Source organism: Arthrobacter sp. NPDC080082 (assembly GCF_040686595.1).
Classification (GTDB): Bacteria; Actinomycetota; Actinomycetes; order Actinomycetales; family Micrococcaceae; genus Arthrobacter.
The window spans coordinates 63,008-80,283 of the sequence record NZ_JBFBKQ010000001.1 but is presented as its reverse complement, the minus strand read 5'-3'; the positions used below and the strand labels follow the sequence as shown (position 1 = coordinate 80,283).

At 69.4% G+C, this 17,276-nt stretch carries 12 protein-coding genes and 2 tRNA genes; 10 read left to right on the top strand and 4 right to left on the bottom strand.

Annotated features, from left to right (window positions below; translation table 11 throughout):
- The first annotated feature begins 207 nt into the window (after positions 1 to 207).
- From AB0O44_RS00315 to AB0O44_RS00300, 4 genes are all read left to right on the top strand, one after another.
- Positions 208 to 1,236, top strand: a complete 1,029-nt coding sequence (locus tag AB0O44_RS00315; protein WP_290256459.1) for a S16 family serine protease — start codon at positions 208 to 210, stop codon at positions 1,234 to 1,236.
- Between the two features lie 92 nt (positions 1,237 to 1,328).
- A complete protein-coding gene (locus tag AB0O44_RS00310) occupies positions 1,329 to 4,334 on the top strand; it encodes a UPF0182 family protein (RefSeq protein WP_364132939.1) in 3,006 nt (1,001 codons plus the stop codon).
- Between the two features lie 127 nt (positions 4,335 to 4,461).
- Positions 4,462 to 4,535 (top strand) — tRNA-Met (locus AB0O44_RS00305).
- Between the two features lie 177 nt (positions 4,536 to 4,712).
- Positions 4,713 to 4,786: transfer RNA gene (locus AB0O44_RS00300), tRNA-Met, on the top strand.
- A gap of 117 nt (positions 4,787 to 4,903) precedes the next feature.
- Here AB0O44_RS00300 and AB0O44_RS00295 read toward each other — a convergent pair.
- The 3 genes from AB0O44_RS00295 to AB0O44_RS00285 all read right to left on the bottom strand — a co-directional run bounded on the left by AB0O44_RS00295 (position 4,904) and on the right by AB0O44_RS00285 (position 9,531).
- On the bottom strand, positions 4,904 to 6,328 hold the full coding sequence (locus AB0O44_RS00295; RefSeq protein ID WP_364132937.1) for a deoxyribodipyrimidine photo-lyase: 1,425 nt from the start codon (positions 6,326 to 6,328) through the stop codon (positions 4,904 to 4,906).
- A gap of 233 nt (positions 6,329 to 6,561) precedes the next feature.
- Positions 6,562 to 7,350, bottom strand: a complete 789-nt coding sequence (locus AB0O44_RS00290) for a PspA/IM30 family protein (RefSeq protein ID WP_290255714.1) — start codon at positions 7,348 to 7,350, stop codon at positions 6,562 to 6,564.
- 123 nt (positions 7,351 to 7,473) lie between these two features.
- Entirely contained in the window at positions 7,474 to 9,531 is a 2,058-nt protein-coding gene (locus AB0O44_RS00285; protein WP_364132933.1) for a TPM domain-containing protein, read from the bottom strand.
- A 263-nt stretch (positions 9,532 to 9,794) separates the two neighbouring features.
- Between AB0O44_RS00285 and AB0O44_RS00280 the strand changes: the two genes are divergently transcribed.
- The 6 genes from AB0O44_RS00280 (at position 9,795) to AB0O44_RS00255 (ending at position 16,262) form a co-directional block, all read left to right on the top strand.
- The gene (locus tag AB0O44_RS00280) at positions 9,795 to 11,414 is read left to right on the top strand and encodes a trypsin-like peptidase domain-containing protein (protein ID WP_364132930.1); all 1,620 of its coding nucleotides are present in this window, start codon (positions 9,795 to 9,797) and stop codon (positions 11,412 to 11,414) included.
- 252 nt (positions 11,415 to 11,666) lie between these two features.
- Positions 11,667 to 12,467 (top strand): electron transfer flavoprotein subunit beta/FixA family protein, encoded by an 801-nt coding sequence (locus AB0O44_RS00275; RefSeq protein WP_364132927.1) that lies wholly within the window; start codon positions 11,667 to 11,669, stop codon positions 12,465 to 12,467.
- An 11-nt stretch (positions 12,468 to 12,478) separates the two neighbouring features.
- Entirely contained in the window at positions 12,479 to 13,429 is a 951-nt protein-coding gene (locus AB0O44_RS00270; protein WP_364132925.1) for an electron transfer flavoprotein subunit alpha/FixB family protein, read from the top strand.
- A 4-nt stretch (positions 13,430 to 13,433) separates the two neighbouring features.
- A complete protein-coding gene (locus AB0O44_RS00265) occupies positions 13,434 to 14,213 on the top strand; it encodes a PIG-L deacetylase family protein (protein WP_364132922.1) in 780 nt (259 codons plus the stop codon).
- A gap of 70 nt (positions 14,214 to 14,283) precedes the next feature.
- Entirely contained in the window at positions 14,284 to 14,817 is a 534-nt protein-coding gene (locus AB0O44_RS00260) for a gluconokinase (RefSeq protein WP_290255708.1), read from the top strand.
- A gap of 35 nt (positions 14,818 to 14,852) precedes the next feature.
- Positions 14,853 to 16,262 carry a gluconate:H+ symporter gene (locus tag AB0O44_RS00255; RefSeq protein ID WP_364132919.1) on the top strand — a complete coding sequence of 470 codons (1,410 nt, stop codon included), beginning with the start codon at positions 14,853 to 14,855 and terminating at the stop codon, positions 16,260 to 16,262.
- A 92-nt stretch (positions 16,263 to 16,354) separates the two neighbouring features.
- Here the strand turns inward: AB0O44_RS00255 and AB0O44_RS00250 are convergent, their stop codons facing one another.
- The gene (locus AB0O44_RS00250) at positions 16,355 to 17,275 is read right to left on the bottom strand and encodes an anti-sigma factor (RefSeq protein WP_364132916.1); all 921 of its coding nucleotides are present in this window, start codon (positions 17,273 to 17,275) and stop codon (positions 16,355 to 16,357) included.
- Position 17,276: the final 1 nt, after the last annotated feature.

Genomic DNA, 17,276 nt, shown 5'->3' with positions numbered 1-17,276 from the left:
GACGCCGGCACGAGAGGTCCTTCAGTGACGTTTACGCAGGACGGGCAGCCCGGTAACGGCCCCGTGGCCGACAGTACCGCCAACGGCACGGTCGAAAGCCCCGCTACCGACGGCGACGGCGCCGACCACGCGGGCCTCTGGCCGCGCCGCGGAGCTCGCGCCGGCCGGCAGGGCGGCGCCGGGGGAGGAGGGCGCCGACCCTCGGCCATGGTGGTCTCCGGCCTGCTCTCGATCGGACTCGGCGTCGCAGCCCTCAGCCTGCCCGTTCCCTATGTGATCGAATCCCCGGGCCCCACCTTCAACACCCTGGGCACGGACAACGGCAAGCCGGTCATCACCGTCACCGGGCACGAGTCCTACCCGGCCAAGGGCAACCTGGACCTCACCACGGTGTACGTCGACGGCGGCCCCAACGGACCCGTGAGCGTCTTCGAGGCCCTCACCGCCTGGCTGAACCCCGCCAAGGCCGTCTACCCGCAGGAACTGATCTTCCCCAGCGGCGTCACCAAGGAACAGTCGCAGCAGGAAAGTGCCGTGGCCATGACCACCTCCCAGGAGAACGCCGTCGCGGCCGCCCTGAAGGAACTCGGCATCCCGTTCGGGCAGAAGCTCCAGGTGGCCAGCATCCCCGACGACTCCGCGTCCAAGGGCAAGATCCAGGAGGGCGACCTGCTGGTCTCCATCGGCGGCAAGCCGATCTCCGCGCTGAGCGTCATCCAGTCCGAGCTCGCCGCCGGCAACGGCAAACCGGTCCCCGTGGTGGTGGACCGCGGCGGCAGCCAGCAGACGCTGACCATCACGCCGGCCAAGTCCGAGAACGGCCGCTACCTCCTCGGCGTGGTGCTGCAGTACAAGTTCACCTTCCCCTTCGACGTAAAAATCTCCCTGGACAAGGTGGGTGGCCCGAGCGCCGGCATGATGTTCGCCCTCGGGATCGTGGACACGGTGACCCCGGGCGACCTTACCGGCGGCAAGCACATCGCGGGCACCGGAACCATCACCCCCGACGGCGCCGTCGGGCCCATCGGCGGCATCGACCAGAAGATGGTCGGCGCCCGCTCCGGCGGGGCCACCCTGTTCCTCGCGCCGGCGGCCAACTGCGACGAAGTCGTCGGCCACATCCCGGCCGGCCTGCAGGTGGTGAAGGTCGAGACCCTGGCCGACGCACGGCACGCCGTCGAGCTCTCAGCGTCAGGCGGCGACACGGCCGAGCTGCCCGCTTGCACCAGGAACTAGACTGACCCCGGAACTAAGCCTCCGTGCCGCTCGTGGCACAAGAGACAACTGAAAAAACAGCAGCACCGACGACCAGCTATGAGGTATCGAGTTTGTCCCGTCCCAGCACCGTCCCACCCGGAAGGCAACAGCAGCGGCGAGGCGCCCTAACGCCCACGCTGATTGTCGTGGCCCTGCTCGTCGTGGGCTTCATCTTCTTCGCCAATGTGTGGACGGACGTCCTCTGGTACCAGCAACTGGGCTACTTCGAAGTCTTCGTGACCGAGAACGTGTCCCGGATCCTGATCTTCCTGGCGGGCTTCGCGGTGATGTTCGCGGCCATGTTCTTCGCCATCCGCATCGCCTACACCGCCCGGCCCGTCTACGCCCCGGACTCCGAGATCCGGGACAACCTCAACCGCTACCAGGCCCAGCTCGAGCCGATCCGCCGCGTGGTCATGATCGGCCTGCCCGTCCTGTTCGGCCTCTTCGCCGGCAGCGCGGCCGCCAGCCAGTGGCAGAAGGTGCTGCTGTTCCTGCACCAGAAGCCGTTCGGCCAGAATGATCCGCAGTTCAACCTGGACATCAGCTTCTACATGATGACCCTGCCGTTCCTGGGCTTCGTCACCGGCTTCCTGATCAGCGTCGCCGTCGTCGCCGGCATCGCGGGGATCCTCACCCACTACCTCTACGGCAGCATCCGCCTGATGGAACGTGGCGTCTTCACCAGCCGCGCCGCCCAGATCCACCTGGCCGTCACCGGCGCGGCCTTCCTGCTGCTGCTGGGCGTCAACTTCTGGCTGGACCGCTACTCGGCCGTGCTGAACAACAGCGGCCGCTGGGCCGGCGCCCTCTACACGGACGTCAACGCCGTGATCCCCACCAAGGCGATCCTCGCCGTCGCCGCCGCGCTGGTGGCCGTGCTCTTCATTGTCGCGGCCGTGATCGGCAAGTGGCGCCTCCCCGTCATCGGCACCGCCATGCTGGTCATCACCTCCATCCTGGCCGGCGGCGTTTACCCGTGGGTCATCCAGCAGTTCCAGGTCCGCCCCTCCGAGCAGACCCTGGAAAAGACCTACATCGAGCGCAACATCGCCATGACCCGGGCTGCCTACGGCCTGGATAAGATCCAGGAAAAGCGCTATGAGGCCACGACCAACGCCACCACCGGCGCGCTGGCCCCGGACGCCCAGACGACGGCGAACATCCGCTTGCTGGACCCGAATCTGATCTCCGACGCGTTCTCGCAGCTTGAGCAATACCGGCCGTACTACCAGTTCCCCAGCACCCTGAACGTGGACCGGTATGAGGTCAACGGCAAGATCCAGGACACCGTGATCGCGGTCCGCGAGCTGAACCCCAGCGGCCTGGCCAGCAACCAGCAGTCCTGGCTGAACAAGCACGTCGTCTACACCCACGGCTACGGTGTCGTCGCTGCCAAGGGCAACAAGTTCACCGCCGACGGCAAGCCCGACTTCCTGCAGTCCGGCATCCCGTCGACCGGCGTCCTCGGCACCGACACCACGTACCAGCCGCGGATCTACTTCGGCGAAAACTCTCCGGACTACTCGATCGTCGGCGCCCCGGACGGCGCGCCGCACCGTGAGCAGGACCGCCCCGCCGCCAAGGAGGGCGACGCCGGCACGCAGTACACCTTCACCGGCAACGGCGGCCCGAACGTGGGCAGCTTCTTCAACAAGATCCTGTACGCGGTGAAGTTCCAGTCCTCCGACCTCCTGCTTTCCGACGGCGTCAACGCCGATTCGCAGATCCTCTACGACCGCAGCCCCAAGGACCGCGTGGAGAAGGTGGCCCCGTACCTGACGGTCGACGGCAATGCCTATCCCGCCGTCGTGGACGGCCGCGTGAAGTGGATCGTGGACGGCTACACCACCAGCCCGTACTTCCCGTACTCCCAGCAGGAGCAGCTCTCGGACGCCACCCGGGACTCGCAGACCTCCGCGGGCCGGACCGCCGCGCTGCCCAGCAGCTCGGTGAACTACATCCGGAACTCGGTCAAGGCCACCGTGGACGCCTACGACGGCTCCGTCACCCTCTACGCCTGGGATGACCAGGATCCGGTCCTGAAGGCCTGGCAGAGCATCTTCCCCTCCACGCTGAAGCCGTACTCGGAGATGTCGGGTGCGCTGATGAGCCACGTACGGTACCCGGAGGACCTCTTCAAGGTCCAGCGTGAGCTGCTGGGCCGGTACCACGTGACCAACCCGGACAACTTCTTCACCAACAACGACGCGTGGAGCGTCCCGAACGACCCCACGGTGAAGGACGACGGCGTCAAGCAGCCTCCGTTCTACATGTCGCTGCAGATGCCGGACCAGGACAAGCCGGCCTTCCAGCTCACCTCCTCGTTCATCCCGCAGGTGGTCAACGGCAACGCCCGAAACGTCCTCTACGGCTTCCTCGCCGCGGACTCCGACGCCGGTAACCAGAAGGGCGTGAAGGCGGACAGCTACGGCCAGCTACGGCTGCTGCAGATCCCGCCGGAGGCCAACGTCCCCGGCCCGGGCCAGGCGCAGAACAAGTTCAACTCGGACCCCACGGTGTCCCAGGCGTTGAACCTGCTCCGGCAGGGCGCGTCCGCGGTGCTCAACGGCAACCTGCTGACGCTGCCGGTGGGTGGCGGCCTGCTCTACGTCCAGCCGGTCTACCTGAAGTCGACGGGGGAGACCTCCTACCCGACGCTGCAGCGAGTGCTGGTGGCCTTCGGCGACAAGATCGGCTTCGCCCCGACCCTGGACGAGGCGCTGAACCAGCTCTTCGGCGGCAGCTCCGGCGCCACGGCGGGCGACGCGGCGAACAACGGCCAGACACCGGCGACGCCGGGCCCGGGCACCGGGACAACCCCGCCCACCGGCGGCTCGAACGCCAACGCGGACCTCAAGGCGGCACTCGATGACGCGAACAGCGCCATCAAGGCCGGCCAGGAGGCCCTGGCCAAGGGCGACTTCGCAGCCTACGGCGACCAGCAGAAGAAGCTCTCCGCCGCCCTGCAGCGGGCGATCGACGCCGAGGGGAAGCTGACGCCGCCGGCCAGCGGCGGCAGCCCCTCGCCCACGGCGTCGCCGACGGCGACAGCCTCGCCCTCGCCCACCAAGTAGCCGCGGGCCTCGTGGCCGGCCTCCCGTGACGGGGCGCCGGCCACCCCCGGGATCGGGGCGGTGCGATGCAGATCACGCCGCCCCGATTTGGCCCCGCGTTCACCGGCAGGTAATGTTGATGGTGCGACGCGGGGTGGAGCAGTTCGGTAGCTCGCTGGGCTCATAACCCAGAGGTCACAGGTTCAAATCCTGTCCCCGCAACTGGAAAGAAGTCCGGAACAGAATGTTCCGGACTTCTTGCTTTAACCGGCCTTGTGGGTCCTGGGCCCGGGCTTGGAACTGCGGACCGGGACTCCGGGTTTCGGCGGGGACGGCGAGGGGGGAATCCGGCCCGGTGGTCGGGGCCAGGCCAAACATGGGGTAGGCTTGATCATGCGACGCGGGGTGGAGCAGTTCGGTAGCTCGCTGGGCTCATAACCCAGAGGTCACAGGTTCAAATCCTGTCCCCGCAACAAAGGAAAGGCCCGGATCCATTGAGGATCCGGGCCTTTCGCGTTCCCGCGGCCCCGCGGCCAGGTGCGCTGTTCCGGGCCGGGGCCGGGCCAAACCCGCCCGGCCCGCGGGTTCGTTCAGCCGTCCTTGAGCTTCTGGTACGTCTCCAGCGCCCGGGCGCGGGACTCGGGCAGCCCCACCACCGGCTCCGGATAGTCCCCGGCGCCGTCCGCGGCCTTCCAGGGCTCGTGGATGGCCTTGTCGTCCAGGTCGGCCAGCTCGGGGAGGTAGGCGCGCAGGTAGCGTCCCGCGGCGTCGAATTTCTTGCTCTGCGTCACCGGATTGAAGATCCGGAAGTAGGGGGAGGCGTCCGCGCCGGAGCCGGCAACCCACTGCCAGTTGGCGGGGTTGGAGGCGGAATCGGCGTCCACCAGGGTGTCCCAGAACCATTCCTCGCCGGTGCGCCAGTCCGCCAGCAGGTTCTTAACCAGGAACGAGGCCGCCGCCATCCGGACGCGGTTGTGCATCCAGCCGGTCTGCCAGAGCTGCCGCATGCCGGCGTCCACCAACGGATACCCGGTCCGGCCCTGCTGCCAGGCCCGGAGGTCCGCCGCGGTGGGCTTTTCCCAGGCGAAGTCGTCGAACTCGGGCCGGAAGTTGCGGGTGGCCAGCTGGGGATTCTCGTACAGCAGCTGCCAGCAAAATTCCCGCCAGCCGATCTCGGAGCGGAACACGCCGACGTCGGCGGGGGCGTGGTGCGGGAAGCGGGAACGCAGGGCGTGCCAGATCCGGAACGGGCTGATCTCGCCGAAGCGCAGGTGCGGGGAGAGCCTGCTGGTGCCCTCGACGCCGGGCCGGTCGCGCCCGGTCCCGTACTCGGTCACGGGGCCGTCCAGGAAGGTCTCCAGCCGCTCGTGGGCGCCCGCCTCGCCGGGGGTCCATTCCTTGGCCAGACCCTGGCTCCAGTCCGGCCGCTGGGGGAGGAGCTCCCAGTCGGACAGGGTGTCGGTGGCCGGCAGCCGGCGCTCTCCGGTCTTGGCGGGGGCGGGGAGCTGCTGCGGGGCGTCCAGCGGCTGCCGGGGGTCCTGGGAGTCCAGGCAGGCCTTCCAGAACGGGGTGAAGACCTTGTAGGGGCCGCCGGAGCCGTTCCGGACGGTCCACGGCTCGAACAGGAGGTTGGCCTGGAAGCTCTCGGCCTCGAGGCCCTCCTTGGCGGCCCAGTCCTTGAGGCCCGCGTCGACGGCCCGCTCCGGGCCGCCGTAGCGGCGGTTCCACAGCACGCGGTCCGCGCCGGTTTCCTTGACCAGGTCGCGGATGATCCGGTCCGCCCGGCCGCGGCGCAGCACCAGCCGGTTGCCGGCCTCCTTGAGGTCCGCGGCCAGGGACTCCAGCGAGTGGTGCAGCCACCACTTCGTGGCGCCGCCCAGAGGCCTGATGCCGGGGGACTCTTCGTCCAGGACGTAGACCACCGTCATTGGCCCGTCGGCGGCGGCGCCCTCCGCCAGGGCCGGGTTGTCATCCAGGCGAAGATCGTCGCGAAGCCAAACCAAAGTCGAAGACATGGCTCAACGCTACTGGATGCCGCCCCGCAGAAAGCGCAGGGCCGGAAGCGCAAGTCAGGAAGCGCAGGGCAGAAAGCGCAGGGCCGGAAGTGCAGGGCAGGGGAACAGGACACAAGGTTCAGGAGGGGCAGGGCAGGAAACGCCCCGGGGACGGCGAGGGCCGGGTTCCGCAGCGGAACCCGGCCCTCGCCGTCGTCGTCCGGCGGCGCGTCACGCGCCGGCGTGGACCTTGATCAGAGCTTGTCGAAGTCGGCCTCGTCCACGGTGGAGCCGGTGTGGGAACCGTTGCCGGCGCCGAGGGCCTGCTGGCTGCCGCCGGACTTCAGCGCGGCCAGCCGGGCCTCGATCTCGGTCTGCTCGCCGAGGTCTTCGAGGGCGTTGAACTGGGCGTCCAGGCTGGAGGCGGCGAGTTCCTGCTGGCCGCGGACCTTGGCCTCCTCGCGGCGGATCTTCTCTTCGAAGCGGCCCACCTCGGAGGTCGGGTCCATGATGTCAATGCTCTTGAGCGCGTCGTGGACCTGGCTCTGCGCGGCGGCGGTCTTGGACCGGGCCACCAGTTCGTTGCGCTTGCTGGTCAGCTCGTTGAGCTTGTTCTTCATCTGGTCCAGGCCCTGCTTGAGCTTGTCCACCACCTCGGTCTGGGAGGCGATGCTCGGCTCGGCGGACTTGGCCTCGTTCTCCGCGGTGATCTGGCGCTGCAGCGCCACCTTGGCCAGGTTGTCGAACTTCTCGGCGTCCACGGAGTCGCCCTTGGCCCGGTATTCGTCGGCCTTGCGGGAGGCGGCGAGGGCCTTGTTGCCCCAGTCCTGGGCGTTCTTGAGGTCCTCGTTGTAGTCATCCTGCAGCATCCGCAGGTTGCCGATGGTCTGGGCGACGGCGGACTCCGCCTCGGCGATGTTGTTGGTGTAGTCGCGGACCATCTGGTCCAGCATCTTCTGCGGATCCTCGGCCTGGTCCAGCAGCGAGTTGATGTTCGCCTTCGCCAGCTGTGCCATGCGGCCGAAAATGGACTGCTTAACCATGGTGCTACCTCTCGTCCTCTCCAGTGGGGTCACTGGAATCGGTGATCTGTGGATGTACTGCCTCTACCCGCCGGCCGGACCGGGTCCGCCGGCGCTAGTCTCTGTGAGCGTGCTCCCGTCCGCTCAGAAGCTGCCGGAGTCGCCGCCGCCGAAATCGCCGCCGCCACCGAAGTCGCCGCCTCCGCCGCCACCCCAGCCTCCGCCGGAGTCACCGCCGCCCCAGCCGCCGCCTCCGCCACCCCAGCCGCCTCCGCCGCCGCCGTGCAGGATGGAGTTGATCAGGATGCCGCCGAGGATGGCGCCGCCCAGGCCGCCGCCTCCACCGCCGCCGCCAAACATGCCGCCCCGGCCGTAGCCCTGGTTGGCGTAGCCGCCGAACTGGTCGACGTCGGCCTGGGCCTGCTGGGCGGCCTGCGCCGCGAGGGCGTGGGCCTGCTGGGCGTACTGCAGGGCCGTGACCGCGTCCGTCCGGGAGATGGACAGGGCGTAGTCGAGGTTGCGCTGGGCCTCCGCCAGCCGGGTCCGCGCCTCGGTGCCGACGCCGCCGCGGCGGGCCGTGATGTAGTCCGACGTGGCGCTGATCTGGGCCTGGGCGGACATGATGCTCTGCTGCAGCGAGGCCTGGGCCCGGCGGGTCTGCTCCTGCTGGTCGCGGATGCCGGTCAGCGCACTGTCCAGGCTCTGGTGGGCGGCCTCGACCCGTTCCAGGGTGGCGATCGGATCGATCCTGCCGGCCTGGATCTCGGACTTGACCTGGGCCAGGGCCGCCTCGACCCCGGCCACGGGGCCGGCGAGTTCCGGGTGTGCGCCGGACTGGATCATGGCGCGGGCCTGGGCGAGGTCCTGGGAGGTGTCCACGACGGCGGTTTCCAGCCCGTTGCGGGCCTCGTCGAGGTTGGCGGCCACCTTGGTGATGGCGCCGAGCAGGACGTTGGTCTGGTGCAGGCTTTCCTCGGCGGCCCGGACCGCCACGGCGGCCATGCTGGTGTCGCCGGCGTCGAGCTTGTCCTGCGCCGTGGAGGAGGCGTTCTGGACGAAGGCCAGCCGCTCCTTCGCCTGGGTGATGTTGTCCGCCACGGCGGTGAGGGCGCTGTCCGCGTACCGGGCGCGCAGGTCCGTGAGGGACTGGTCGGCCGCGGCGATTTTCGTCTCGGCCTCGCGGGCCCCGGTTCCGACGGCGGCAAGGGCCTGGGGCGCGTTCTTCTCCAGCTCGCGCAGGGAGTCGAAGTCGGCTTTCTGCTCCTGCAGGGATGCCAGGGCCGCCTCCGAGCGGCGGATGATCTCGCCGTACCAGGAGCGTTGCTGTGCCTCGGTGTCGGGGATGTGGTCATCGAGCTGCTGCTGGAGCTTGAAGGACTCGGTCATGTGCGCCTTGGCGTCCTGCAGCGCCTTGGTGAAGTTGCCGACGGCGGCGTCGCCGTACTGGGCCTGGGCGAAGCCGAGTTCCTGTTCGCTGGACTTGATCGCGTCGTCGGCCTCGATCAGCAGCGAGCCGCTCTTGCGGCGCAGCTCGTCCACGCTGAGGCCGGCCAGGGGGTCGAGTTCGGCCTGCTGGCCCTCCCCGGCGCTACCTGCCGTGACGGCCTTCTTCCGGCGGTTGCGCAGGTAAAGGTAGGTTCCCGCGCCGCCGAGCGCGACGACGCCGACGCCCACGAGCACGCCGGAGCCGGCTCCCGCGCCGGAGGGCACGGTGCCGCTGCCGCCGCCGGCCGCGTCGCCCACGGCCGCCGCGGTGTCGATGGCCGCCTGGGCGAAGTCGCGCTTGCCGGCGCCGAGGTTGGCGGCGATGGCGTTCTGGGTGATCGTGCTCTTCTTGGAGTAGATGGCGCTGGCCGAGTTCGGCGAGAAGTAGTACTTGCCGTCGTCGGACATGGTGAGGATGACGTCCGCCCGGCCCATGCCCTTCTTCGTGGCAACCGCCTGCGCCCAACCCTCAGGGGAGGTGGGGTTTTCGAAGGTTTTCACGGTCACGACGTACAGGTTGTACTTGTGGTCCTTGAGCAGTTTCTGGACCGCGTCCTGGACTTCACCCTTGCGGCTGCCCAGCACGTTGGCGTTGTCCACGACGTTCTGGCCGGAGGGAATGGTCACCGGGTCCTCGGCCAGGGCCGGGGCGGCGGGAAGGACCAGCAGGCCGGCGACCCCAACCCCCGCGAGGAAACGTTTCATCATTGACCGCATCTGCAAACCCTTCAGCGCCTCGGTGGCCGGCACGGTCCGTGCCGGTCGTCCCAGAACTGCGGCAACGCCCCCACGCAGGTGTGAAGCCGCAGGTCGCTGTGGCAATTCCATTTGATTCTATGGTGCCCCCCGGGGGCAGTCCATCGCCGGGAATATGCCACCAGCGAAAAGCCGGGGCGTTCAGGAACCTCCCAGCGAATGTCCGCAGTTGTACCAGTCTGAGCGACCATAGTTAATGGCAGACACGGATGAAAGGAAGTTCCATGACTGAGAACCCACTGCAGGGCGGCTCGACGGATCCAGCACAGCCGGAGCGGGAGCCGGGCGAGGCCACGGACCGGCACGGCGCACCGGCGCAGGGTTCCGGCCAGGAGAACCCCACGATGCGGATTGACCAGCCGGGGCAGGACGCCCCGCGCCCGGTCTACCCGCAGCACCAGCCGGCCTACGGCCAGAACCCGTCAGCCCAGAACCCGTCCCCGCAGACGCAGCAGTTCGGCGCCCCGGGACAGCCGTCGGGCGCCTACGGAGAGCACCAGCAGGGCCAGCACCAGCACGGCCAGTACCCGAACCAGCAGGGCCACTTTGCCGGCTGGAACGGCCAGCAGGCCCACCAGGGCCAGGCCCAGCACGCTCCCGGTTCCTCGTTCAACCACCCCAACAACGCCCCGCGGCGCAAGGCCGCCTTCGGCGTCCCGGTCCTGATCGCCAGCATGCTGGCGGCCGGCCTGGTGGGTGGCGGCGTCGTGGCCGGCAGTAACGCCCTGATCGGCGGCCGGCAGGTCTCCTCCACGGGCAGCAGCACCCAGCCCGGCACGGTGATCGTCAATAACAAGGACGACGTCAACGCCATCACCGCCGCGGCGCAGAAGGCCTCGCCGAGCGTGGTGACCATCAAGGCCACCAGCGGCTCCGAGGGCGGCACCGGCTCCGGCATCATCCTCGACGGCGAGGGCCACATCCTCACCAACACCCACGTCGTCACCCTGGACGGCAAGACCGCCAAGGCCGCCGTCGAGGTCCGCCTCAACGACGGCAAGGTCTACAGCGCGAAGATCGTCGGCACGGATCCACTCTCGGACCTCGCCGTGATCAAGGTGGACAACGCCAGCGGCCTGGTACCGGCCAGCCTGGGTGACTCCAGCAAGCTGAACGTCGGCGACACGGCCGTCGCGATCGGCTCCCCGCTGGGCCTGACCGGAACCGTGACGGACGGCATCGTCTCCACCCTGAACCGCACCATCAGCGTCGCGTCTTCCGCCGCCCCCAAGGATGGCGCGGACAACTCCCAGGGCGGTGACCAGGGCTTCCAATTCGCCCCTCCGGGCGGCGGCCAGGCGCCCAGCACCAGCAACCAGGGCAGCATCTCGATCAACGTGATCCAGACGGACGCGGCCATCAACCCTGGCAACTCCGGCGGCGCCCTGGTCAACAGCAAGGGTGAGATCATCGGCGTCAATGTGGCCATCGCCTCGGCCGGCGGTGACTCCAGCAGCGGCAGCAGCAGCGGCAACATCGGCGTCGGCTTCAGCATCCCGATCAACAACGCCAAGCGCGTGGCCCAGGAGATCATCAGCAACGGCAAAGCCAGCCACGGCCAGCTGGGCGTCAGCGTCAAGGCCAAGCCCTCCGGCTCCTCCGCCTCCGGCTTCTCGGTGGGAGCGGACGTCGCGACGGTGGAGCCCGGTTCCGCCGCGGACAAGGCCGGCATCAAGGTCGGCGACGTCGTGACCAAGTTCCAGGACCTGGTCATCAGCGACCCCAACCAGCTCACCGCAGCCGTCCGCGAACAGGCCGCCGGCGCCACCGTTAAGGTCACCGTCCTCCGCGGCGGCCAGGAGAAGCAGGTGGACGTCACCCTGGGCGCAGCAGCAGACCAGTAACACTGGCAGACCAGTAACACTGGCAACAGCCCGGCCGCAGCGACGGCCGGGACCCGCACCAGGAAGGGGCCGTCCGGACCGCAAGGTACCGGGCGGCCCCTTCTGACATCCGGCTTAACCCCGGCCGGAATTGGCCGCCGCTATATGGTTAGCTAGGAAGACCCGGCGGCGCCGGGAACCGCTCCCAGGCCACCACCCACCCGGCTGGCTGCCCCCGCACGGAAGGCTGCTGTAGACACAGTGGAAGAACCCTTGAAGATCATTGTGCTGGTCAAGCACGTACCGGACGCCCAGTTCGACCGACACCTCGGCGGCCCGGACAACACCCTGGACCGGTCCGAAAGCATCCTTTCGGAGCTGGACGAGTACGCCCTCGAGGCGGCCCTGCAGCTGATCGAGGCCCGCGGCGGCGAGGCCGCCGGGAACAGAGTCATCGCGCTCAGCATGGGACCCGCGGGGGCCGTCAATGCCATCAAGAAATCCCTCCAGATCGGCGCCTCCGAGGGCGTGCACCTCTCCGACGACGCCCTCGCCGGCTCCGACGCGGCCGCCACCTCCCTGGCCCTCGCCGCTGCCGTCCGACACCTCGGCGCCGACGCGCCCGCGGACCTCGTCATCACCGGCATGGCCTCCACCGACGGGGAGACCTCGCTGGTCCCCGCGCAGCTGGCCGAACGGCTGGGACTGCCGCAGGTCACCTTCGCGGCCAGCCTGGAGATCGACGGCGGCACCCTCACCGCCCGCCGCGAGGGGGACACCTCCGCGCTCACTGTCGAGGCGGACCTTCCCGCCGTCGTCTCGGTCACGGACCAGATCAACGACCCCCGCTACCCCAACTTCAAGGGCATCATGGCGGCGAAGAAGAAGACCATCACCACCCTGTCCCTCGCGGACATCGGCGTCGACCCGGCACAGGTGGGACGCTCCGGCTCGTGGACCGCCGTCGAGACCGCCGAGGCCCGCCCGCCGCGCACCGCCGGGACCATCATCACCGACGAGGGCGACGCCGGCATCCGGCTGGTCGACTTCCTCGCCGCCCAGAAGCTGCTCTAAGGGGATCATCCATGGCACACGTACTGGTTTTCATTGACAACCCGGGCGAGGCGCTGAAGAAGTCCAGCCTGGAACTGCTCACCCTCGCCCGGAGCCTGGGCGAGGCCTCCGCCGCCGTCACCGGCGAGCTGCACGACGGCGCCGCCGCCACGCTCGGCGACTACGGCGTCCACGCCCTTTACCGGCCCTCCGCCGCGGACCTGGAGGACTACCTCGTCGCCCCGAAGGCCGCCTTCCTAGCCGCAGCGGTCCGGGAGAGCGGGGCCACCACCGTGGTGCTGGACAACACCGCCGAAAGCCGCGAGATCGCGGCCCGCGCCGGGATCAAGCTTGAGGCCGGGGTCATCACCGACGTCGTCGCCGTCGATCCGGACGGCACCGCCCACAAGCCGGTCCTCGCCGGGTCCTACACCACTACTGCCCGCGCCACCACCGCCGTGGCGCTGCTGACCGTCAAGGCCAACAGCATCACCGCCGAACCCGCCGCCGAGGCCACGGCGCCGCAGACCGCCACCGTCGAGGTACCGGCCGACGCCGGCGCTGCGGCCCGCGTGGTCGCCCGCAGCGCCAAGGCCGCCAGCGGCCGTCCCGACCTGACCGAGGCCCGGGTGGTCGTGGCCGGCGGCCGCGGCGTCGAGGGGAACTTCGGCCCGCTCGAGGACCTCGCGGACGCCCTGGGCGGCGCCGTCGGTGCCTCCCGCGCCGCCACGGACGCGGGCTGGATCGGCCACGACGCCCAGATCGGGCAGACCGGCAAGACCGTCTCCCCGCAGCTCTACATCTCCGCCGGGATCTCCGGCGCCATCCAGCAGAAGGCCGGCATGCAGACCGCCCAGGTGATCGTGGCGGTGAACAAGGACGCCGAATCGCCGGTGTTCGAGATCGCCGACTTCGGCATCATCGGAGACCTGTTCCAGGTCCTGCCACAGGCCACCGAAGAGATCAACAAACGCAAGGGCTAGGCATTTGAACACCACCGCCACATCGGCACAAAGCCCGTTCGACCCGGCGCAGCACCGGATCGGGCGGGTGCTTTGTTTCACCGCGCACCCGGACGACATCGACTTCGGCGCCGCCGGGACCATCGCGGCCTGGACCGCGGCCGGGGTCGAGGTCACCTACTGCATCATGACCGACGGCGACGCCGGCGGCTTCGACCCGGACACGCGCGAGGAGATCGTGCGGCAGCGGATCGAGGAGCAGCGGCACGCCGCCGGCCTCGTCGGGGTCACCGACATCCACTACCTGCACCAGCGCGACGGCTACCTCGAACCCACCCACGAGGTGATCCGGGACGTGGTCCGGCTGATCCGCACGATCCGGCCTGACGTCGTGCTCGCCATGCACCCGGAACGGAACTGGACCCGGATCCAGAAGAGCCACCCGGACCACCTGGCCGTGGGGGAGGCCGTCACCCGGGCGGTCTATCCGGCCGTGGAGAACCCGTTCGCCTACCCGGAGCTGGCCGCCGCCGGCCTGGAGGCCTACAAGCTGCCCTGGCTGTGGCTCTTCGCCGGTCCGGAGGAGCGGGAGAACCACTTCGTAGACGTCACCGGCCAGGTGGAGCAAAAGCTCGCCGCCATCCACGTCCACGTCAGCCAGCACCCCGACGTCGACGCCATGGACCGCACCGTCCGGGGGCTCCTGCGGTCCACCGCGCAGCGCGGCGGACTGCCGGCCGGCCGTAGCGCCGAGGCGTTCCACGTCGTGGCGGTCAACGGGCCGGAGACCATCGCCGGGTTCTAGTGTTTGTTTGCCCGCCCCCACTGCCATATGCTGACCATGTTTAAATCATATTTATGGAAGGCAGACTTTAATGGCGAAGACTGCGCAGCACCCCGTCCTTGTCATCATGGGCGTCTCCGGATCCGGTAAATCCACCGTCGCGGGCCTGCTGGCCGGGCGCCTCGGCTGGGATCTGGCCGAGGGCGATGACCTGCACCCGGAGTCCAACGTCGCCAAGATGCACTCGGGCCAGCCACTGACCGATGAGGACCGGTGGCCCTGGCTCGAACGCATCGCGGAATGGATCCGGGACCACACCGACTCCGGCCGGCCCGGCGTCGTGACCTGCTCGGCCCTGAAGAAGCGGTACCGCGACGTGCTCCGCGGGGAGGGCGTCACCTTCGTCTTCCTCGAGGGCAGCAAGGACCGCATCTCGGACCGGCTCGCCTCCCGGCACGGACACTTCATGCCGCCGGCGCTGCTGGACTCCCAGTTCGACGCGCTGGAAAAGCCCGCCGCGGACGAGAACGCCATCACCCTCTCGGTCGGCGCGACGCCCGCCGAAGAGGCGCAGGAAATCATCGACCGGCTCCACCTCGAGGCCGCCGGCACCGCCGCGCTCTGACCTTTCCGGCCACCCCCTCCCTTTAGGAATACCCTGTGAAATCACTTGCCCTGCAGGTTCCCGCTGCCGTCGAGGCCTGGTCCGGCCACGACACCCAACTCCTGGTGGTCGCCGCCGTGGGCATCGCGCTCATCGTCGTCCTGATCGCCAAATTCAAGCTCCACCCGTTCCTGGCCCTGGTCCTCGGCTCCGCGTTCGTGGGCCTGGCCTCCGGCGTCGAACTGGCCAAGATCATCAGCAACTTCGAGGACGGCGTTGGGGGCGTCCTCAAGGAAGTCGGCCTGCTGATCGCCCTCGGCGCCATGCTCGGCAAGCTGCTGGCCGACTCCGGCGGCGCCAACCGCGTGGTGGACACGCTGCTGGCCAAGGCCACCGGCAACCGCGTGGTCTGGTCCATCACCCTGGTGGCCGTCATCATCGGCCTGCCGATGTTCTTCGAAATCGGCCTGGTGCTGCTGCTGCCGGTGATCGTCCTGGTCACCCAGCGGTCCAAGATGCCGCTGATGCGCATCGCCATCCCCGCCCTGGCGGGCCTGTCCGTGCTGCACGGCCTCGTGCCGCCGCACCCCGGACCCCTGATCGCGATCAGCGCCGTCAAGGCCGAGCTGGGCACCACCCTGGCCCTGGGCCTGCTGGTGGCCGTCCCCACCGTCATCATCTGCGGCCCGCTGTTCGCCCGACTCGCCGCCCGCTGGGTGCCGGTGGGTGCCCCCGAGGTTGCCGGCGGCATCGACACCCGGCACGGGGCCGACCTGGAGGGCGTCAAGCGCCAGCCCAGCTTCCTGGTGACCCTGCTGACCATCATCTTCCCGGTGGTCCTGATGCTGCTCAAGGCCGTCGTGGACATCGTCTGGCCGGACCCCAAGACCGCCCCCGCGGTGCGGGTGTTCTTCGACTTCGTCGGCCAGCCGCTGGTCGCCATGACCCTGGCGGTGCTGCTCGCTATCGTGACCTTCGGCTACGCCGTCGGCTTCACCGGCAACAAGATCACCACCAAGATCGGCGCGAGCCTGGGCCCGATTGCCGCGATCCTGCTGATCGTCGGCGCCGGCGGCGGCTTCAAGCAGACCCTGATCGGCGCCGGCGTCGGCGACGCGGTCAAGAAGTGGGCCGAGGGCGCCAACATGTCCGTCCTGGTCCTGGGCTTCATCGTGGCCGTGGCGCTGCGCCTGGCCACCGGCTCCGCGACCGTGGCCACGGTGACCGCAGCCGGCATCGTGGGTCCGCTGGCCAGCTCGCTGACCCCCACCCACGCAGCCCTGCTGGCCCTGGCGATCGGTGCCGGCTCGCTGTTCCTCTCGCACGTCAACGACGCCGGCTTCTGGCTGGTCAAGGAACTGTTCGGCCTGAGCGTGGGGCAGACCTTCAAGACCTGGTCCGTGATGGAGACGCTGATCTCCGTGGTGGGCTTCGGCTTCGTGATGCTGCTCTCGCTGGTGATTTAGCGCCGTTCAACTGATACGAGAAAGCCGCGCCGGTCCCGGAATTCCGGGGTCGGCGCGGCTTTTGTCGTGGTAGAGATTGTTCGCGCGGCCGCTCAGGCGCCCAGCGAGGCCGCCGCCACCGTGGGCATGGTGGGTGTCTTGGACCCTCCCACCGGTTCCACCGTGATGCCCAGCGCCGCAGCGGAGCCGATGCCGGTGACCACGGCGGGCTTGGACAGCGCCTCGGCGTCCATCAGCCCCTTGGAGACCGGGGCCGACCCGTCCTTGGGGATCAGCCACATTTGGTAGACCTTGCCGGACGGGGGAGCGGGCACGCCGTTCATCTTGACCACGACGGCGTCCTTGGACGACGACAGCGTCAGCGACGCCGTGCCGCCGCCGATCACGTCGATGGTTTCCTTCTTCACGTCACCGGCCTGCAGCACCTGGGCCATCGGGTCGTTCTGGTTGGCGATGTAGGCACCCACGCCCACGCCGCCGACGGCGACGGCGGCCGCCGCTGCGACGCCGATCAGCCAGGTACGCATGCCCTGCGGCCGGCGGCGCTGCTCCCGGCGCTCCCGGGCCGCGGCGAGGTCGTCGGTGCCGGTTGCCTGGGCCGCGTCCCGGACGGGCCGGGCGACCACCGGGGCGGAGGCGCCCGGGAGGGCTACGACGGGTGCCCCGGACTCCGGGGTCCCCGATTCCGGGGTCGCAGGGGTCGACGCCGAAGCGGCCGTGGGCAGCGCGGCGGAGATCTTGTCGAACAGCCCGGCGGGTGGTTCCTCCTCGGCGGTGAAGCTCATGGCCAGGGTCTCCCGGGCCTGGCGCACGCGTTCCTCGAACTCGGCCCGCTCGGCGGCGGGGGCGGAGGATACATAGCGGTCGACGGCGTCGCGTTCGCCGTCGTCGAGGGCGTGCAGCGCGTACACTTCGGCCAAGTCGACGGCGCGGCCGGAGGCGAGATCGGTGGCGATGTCGGCGGAGAAACCGCCGGCGGGTCGCCCGCCGTTCAGCGGATTAATGTCGTTCATC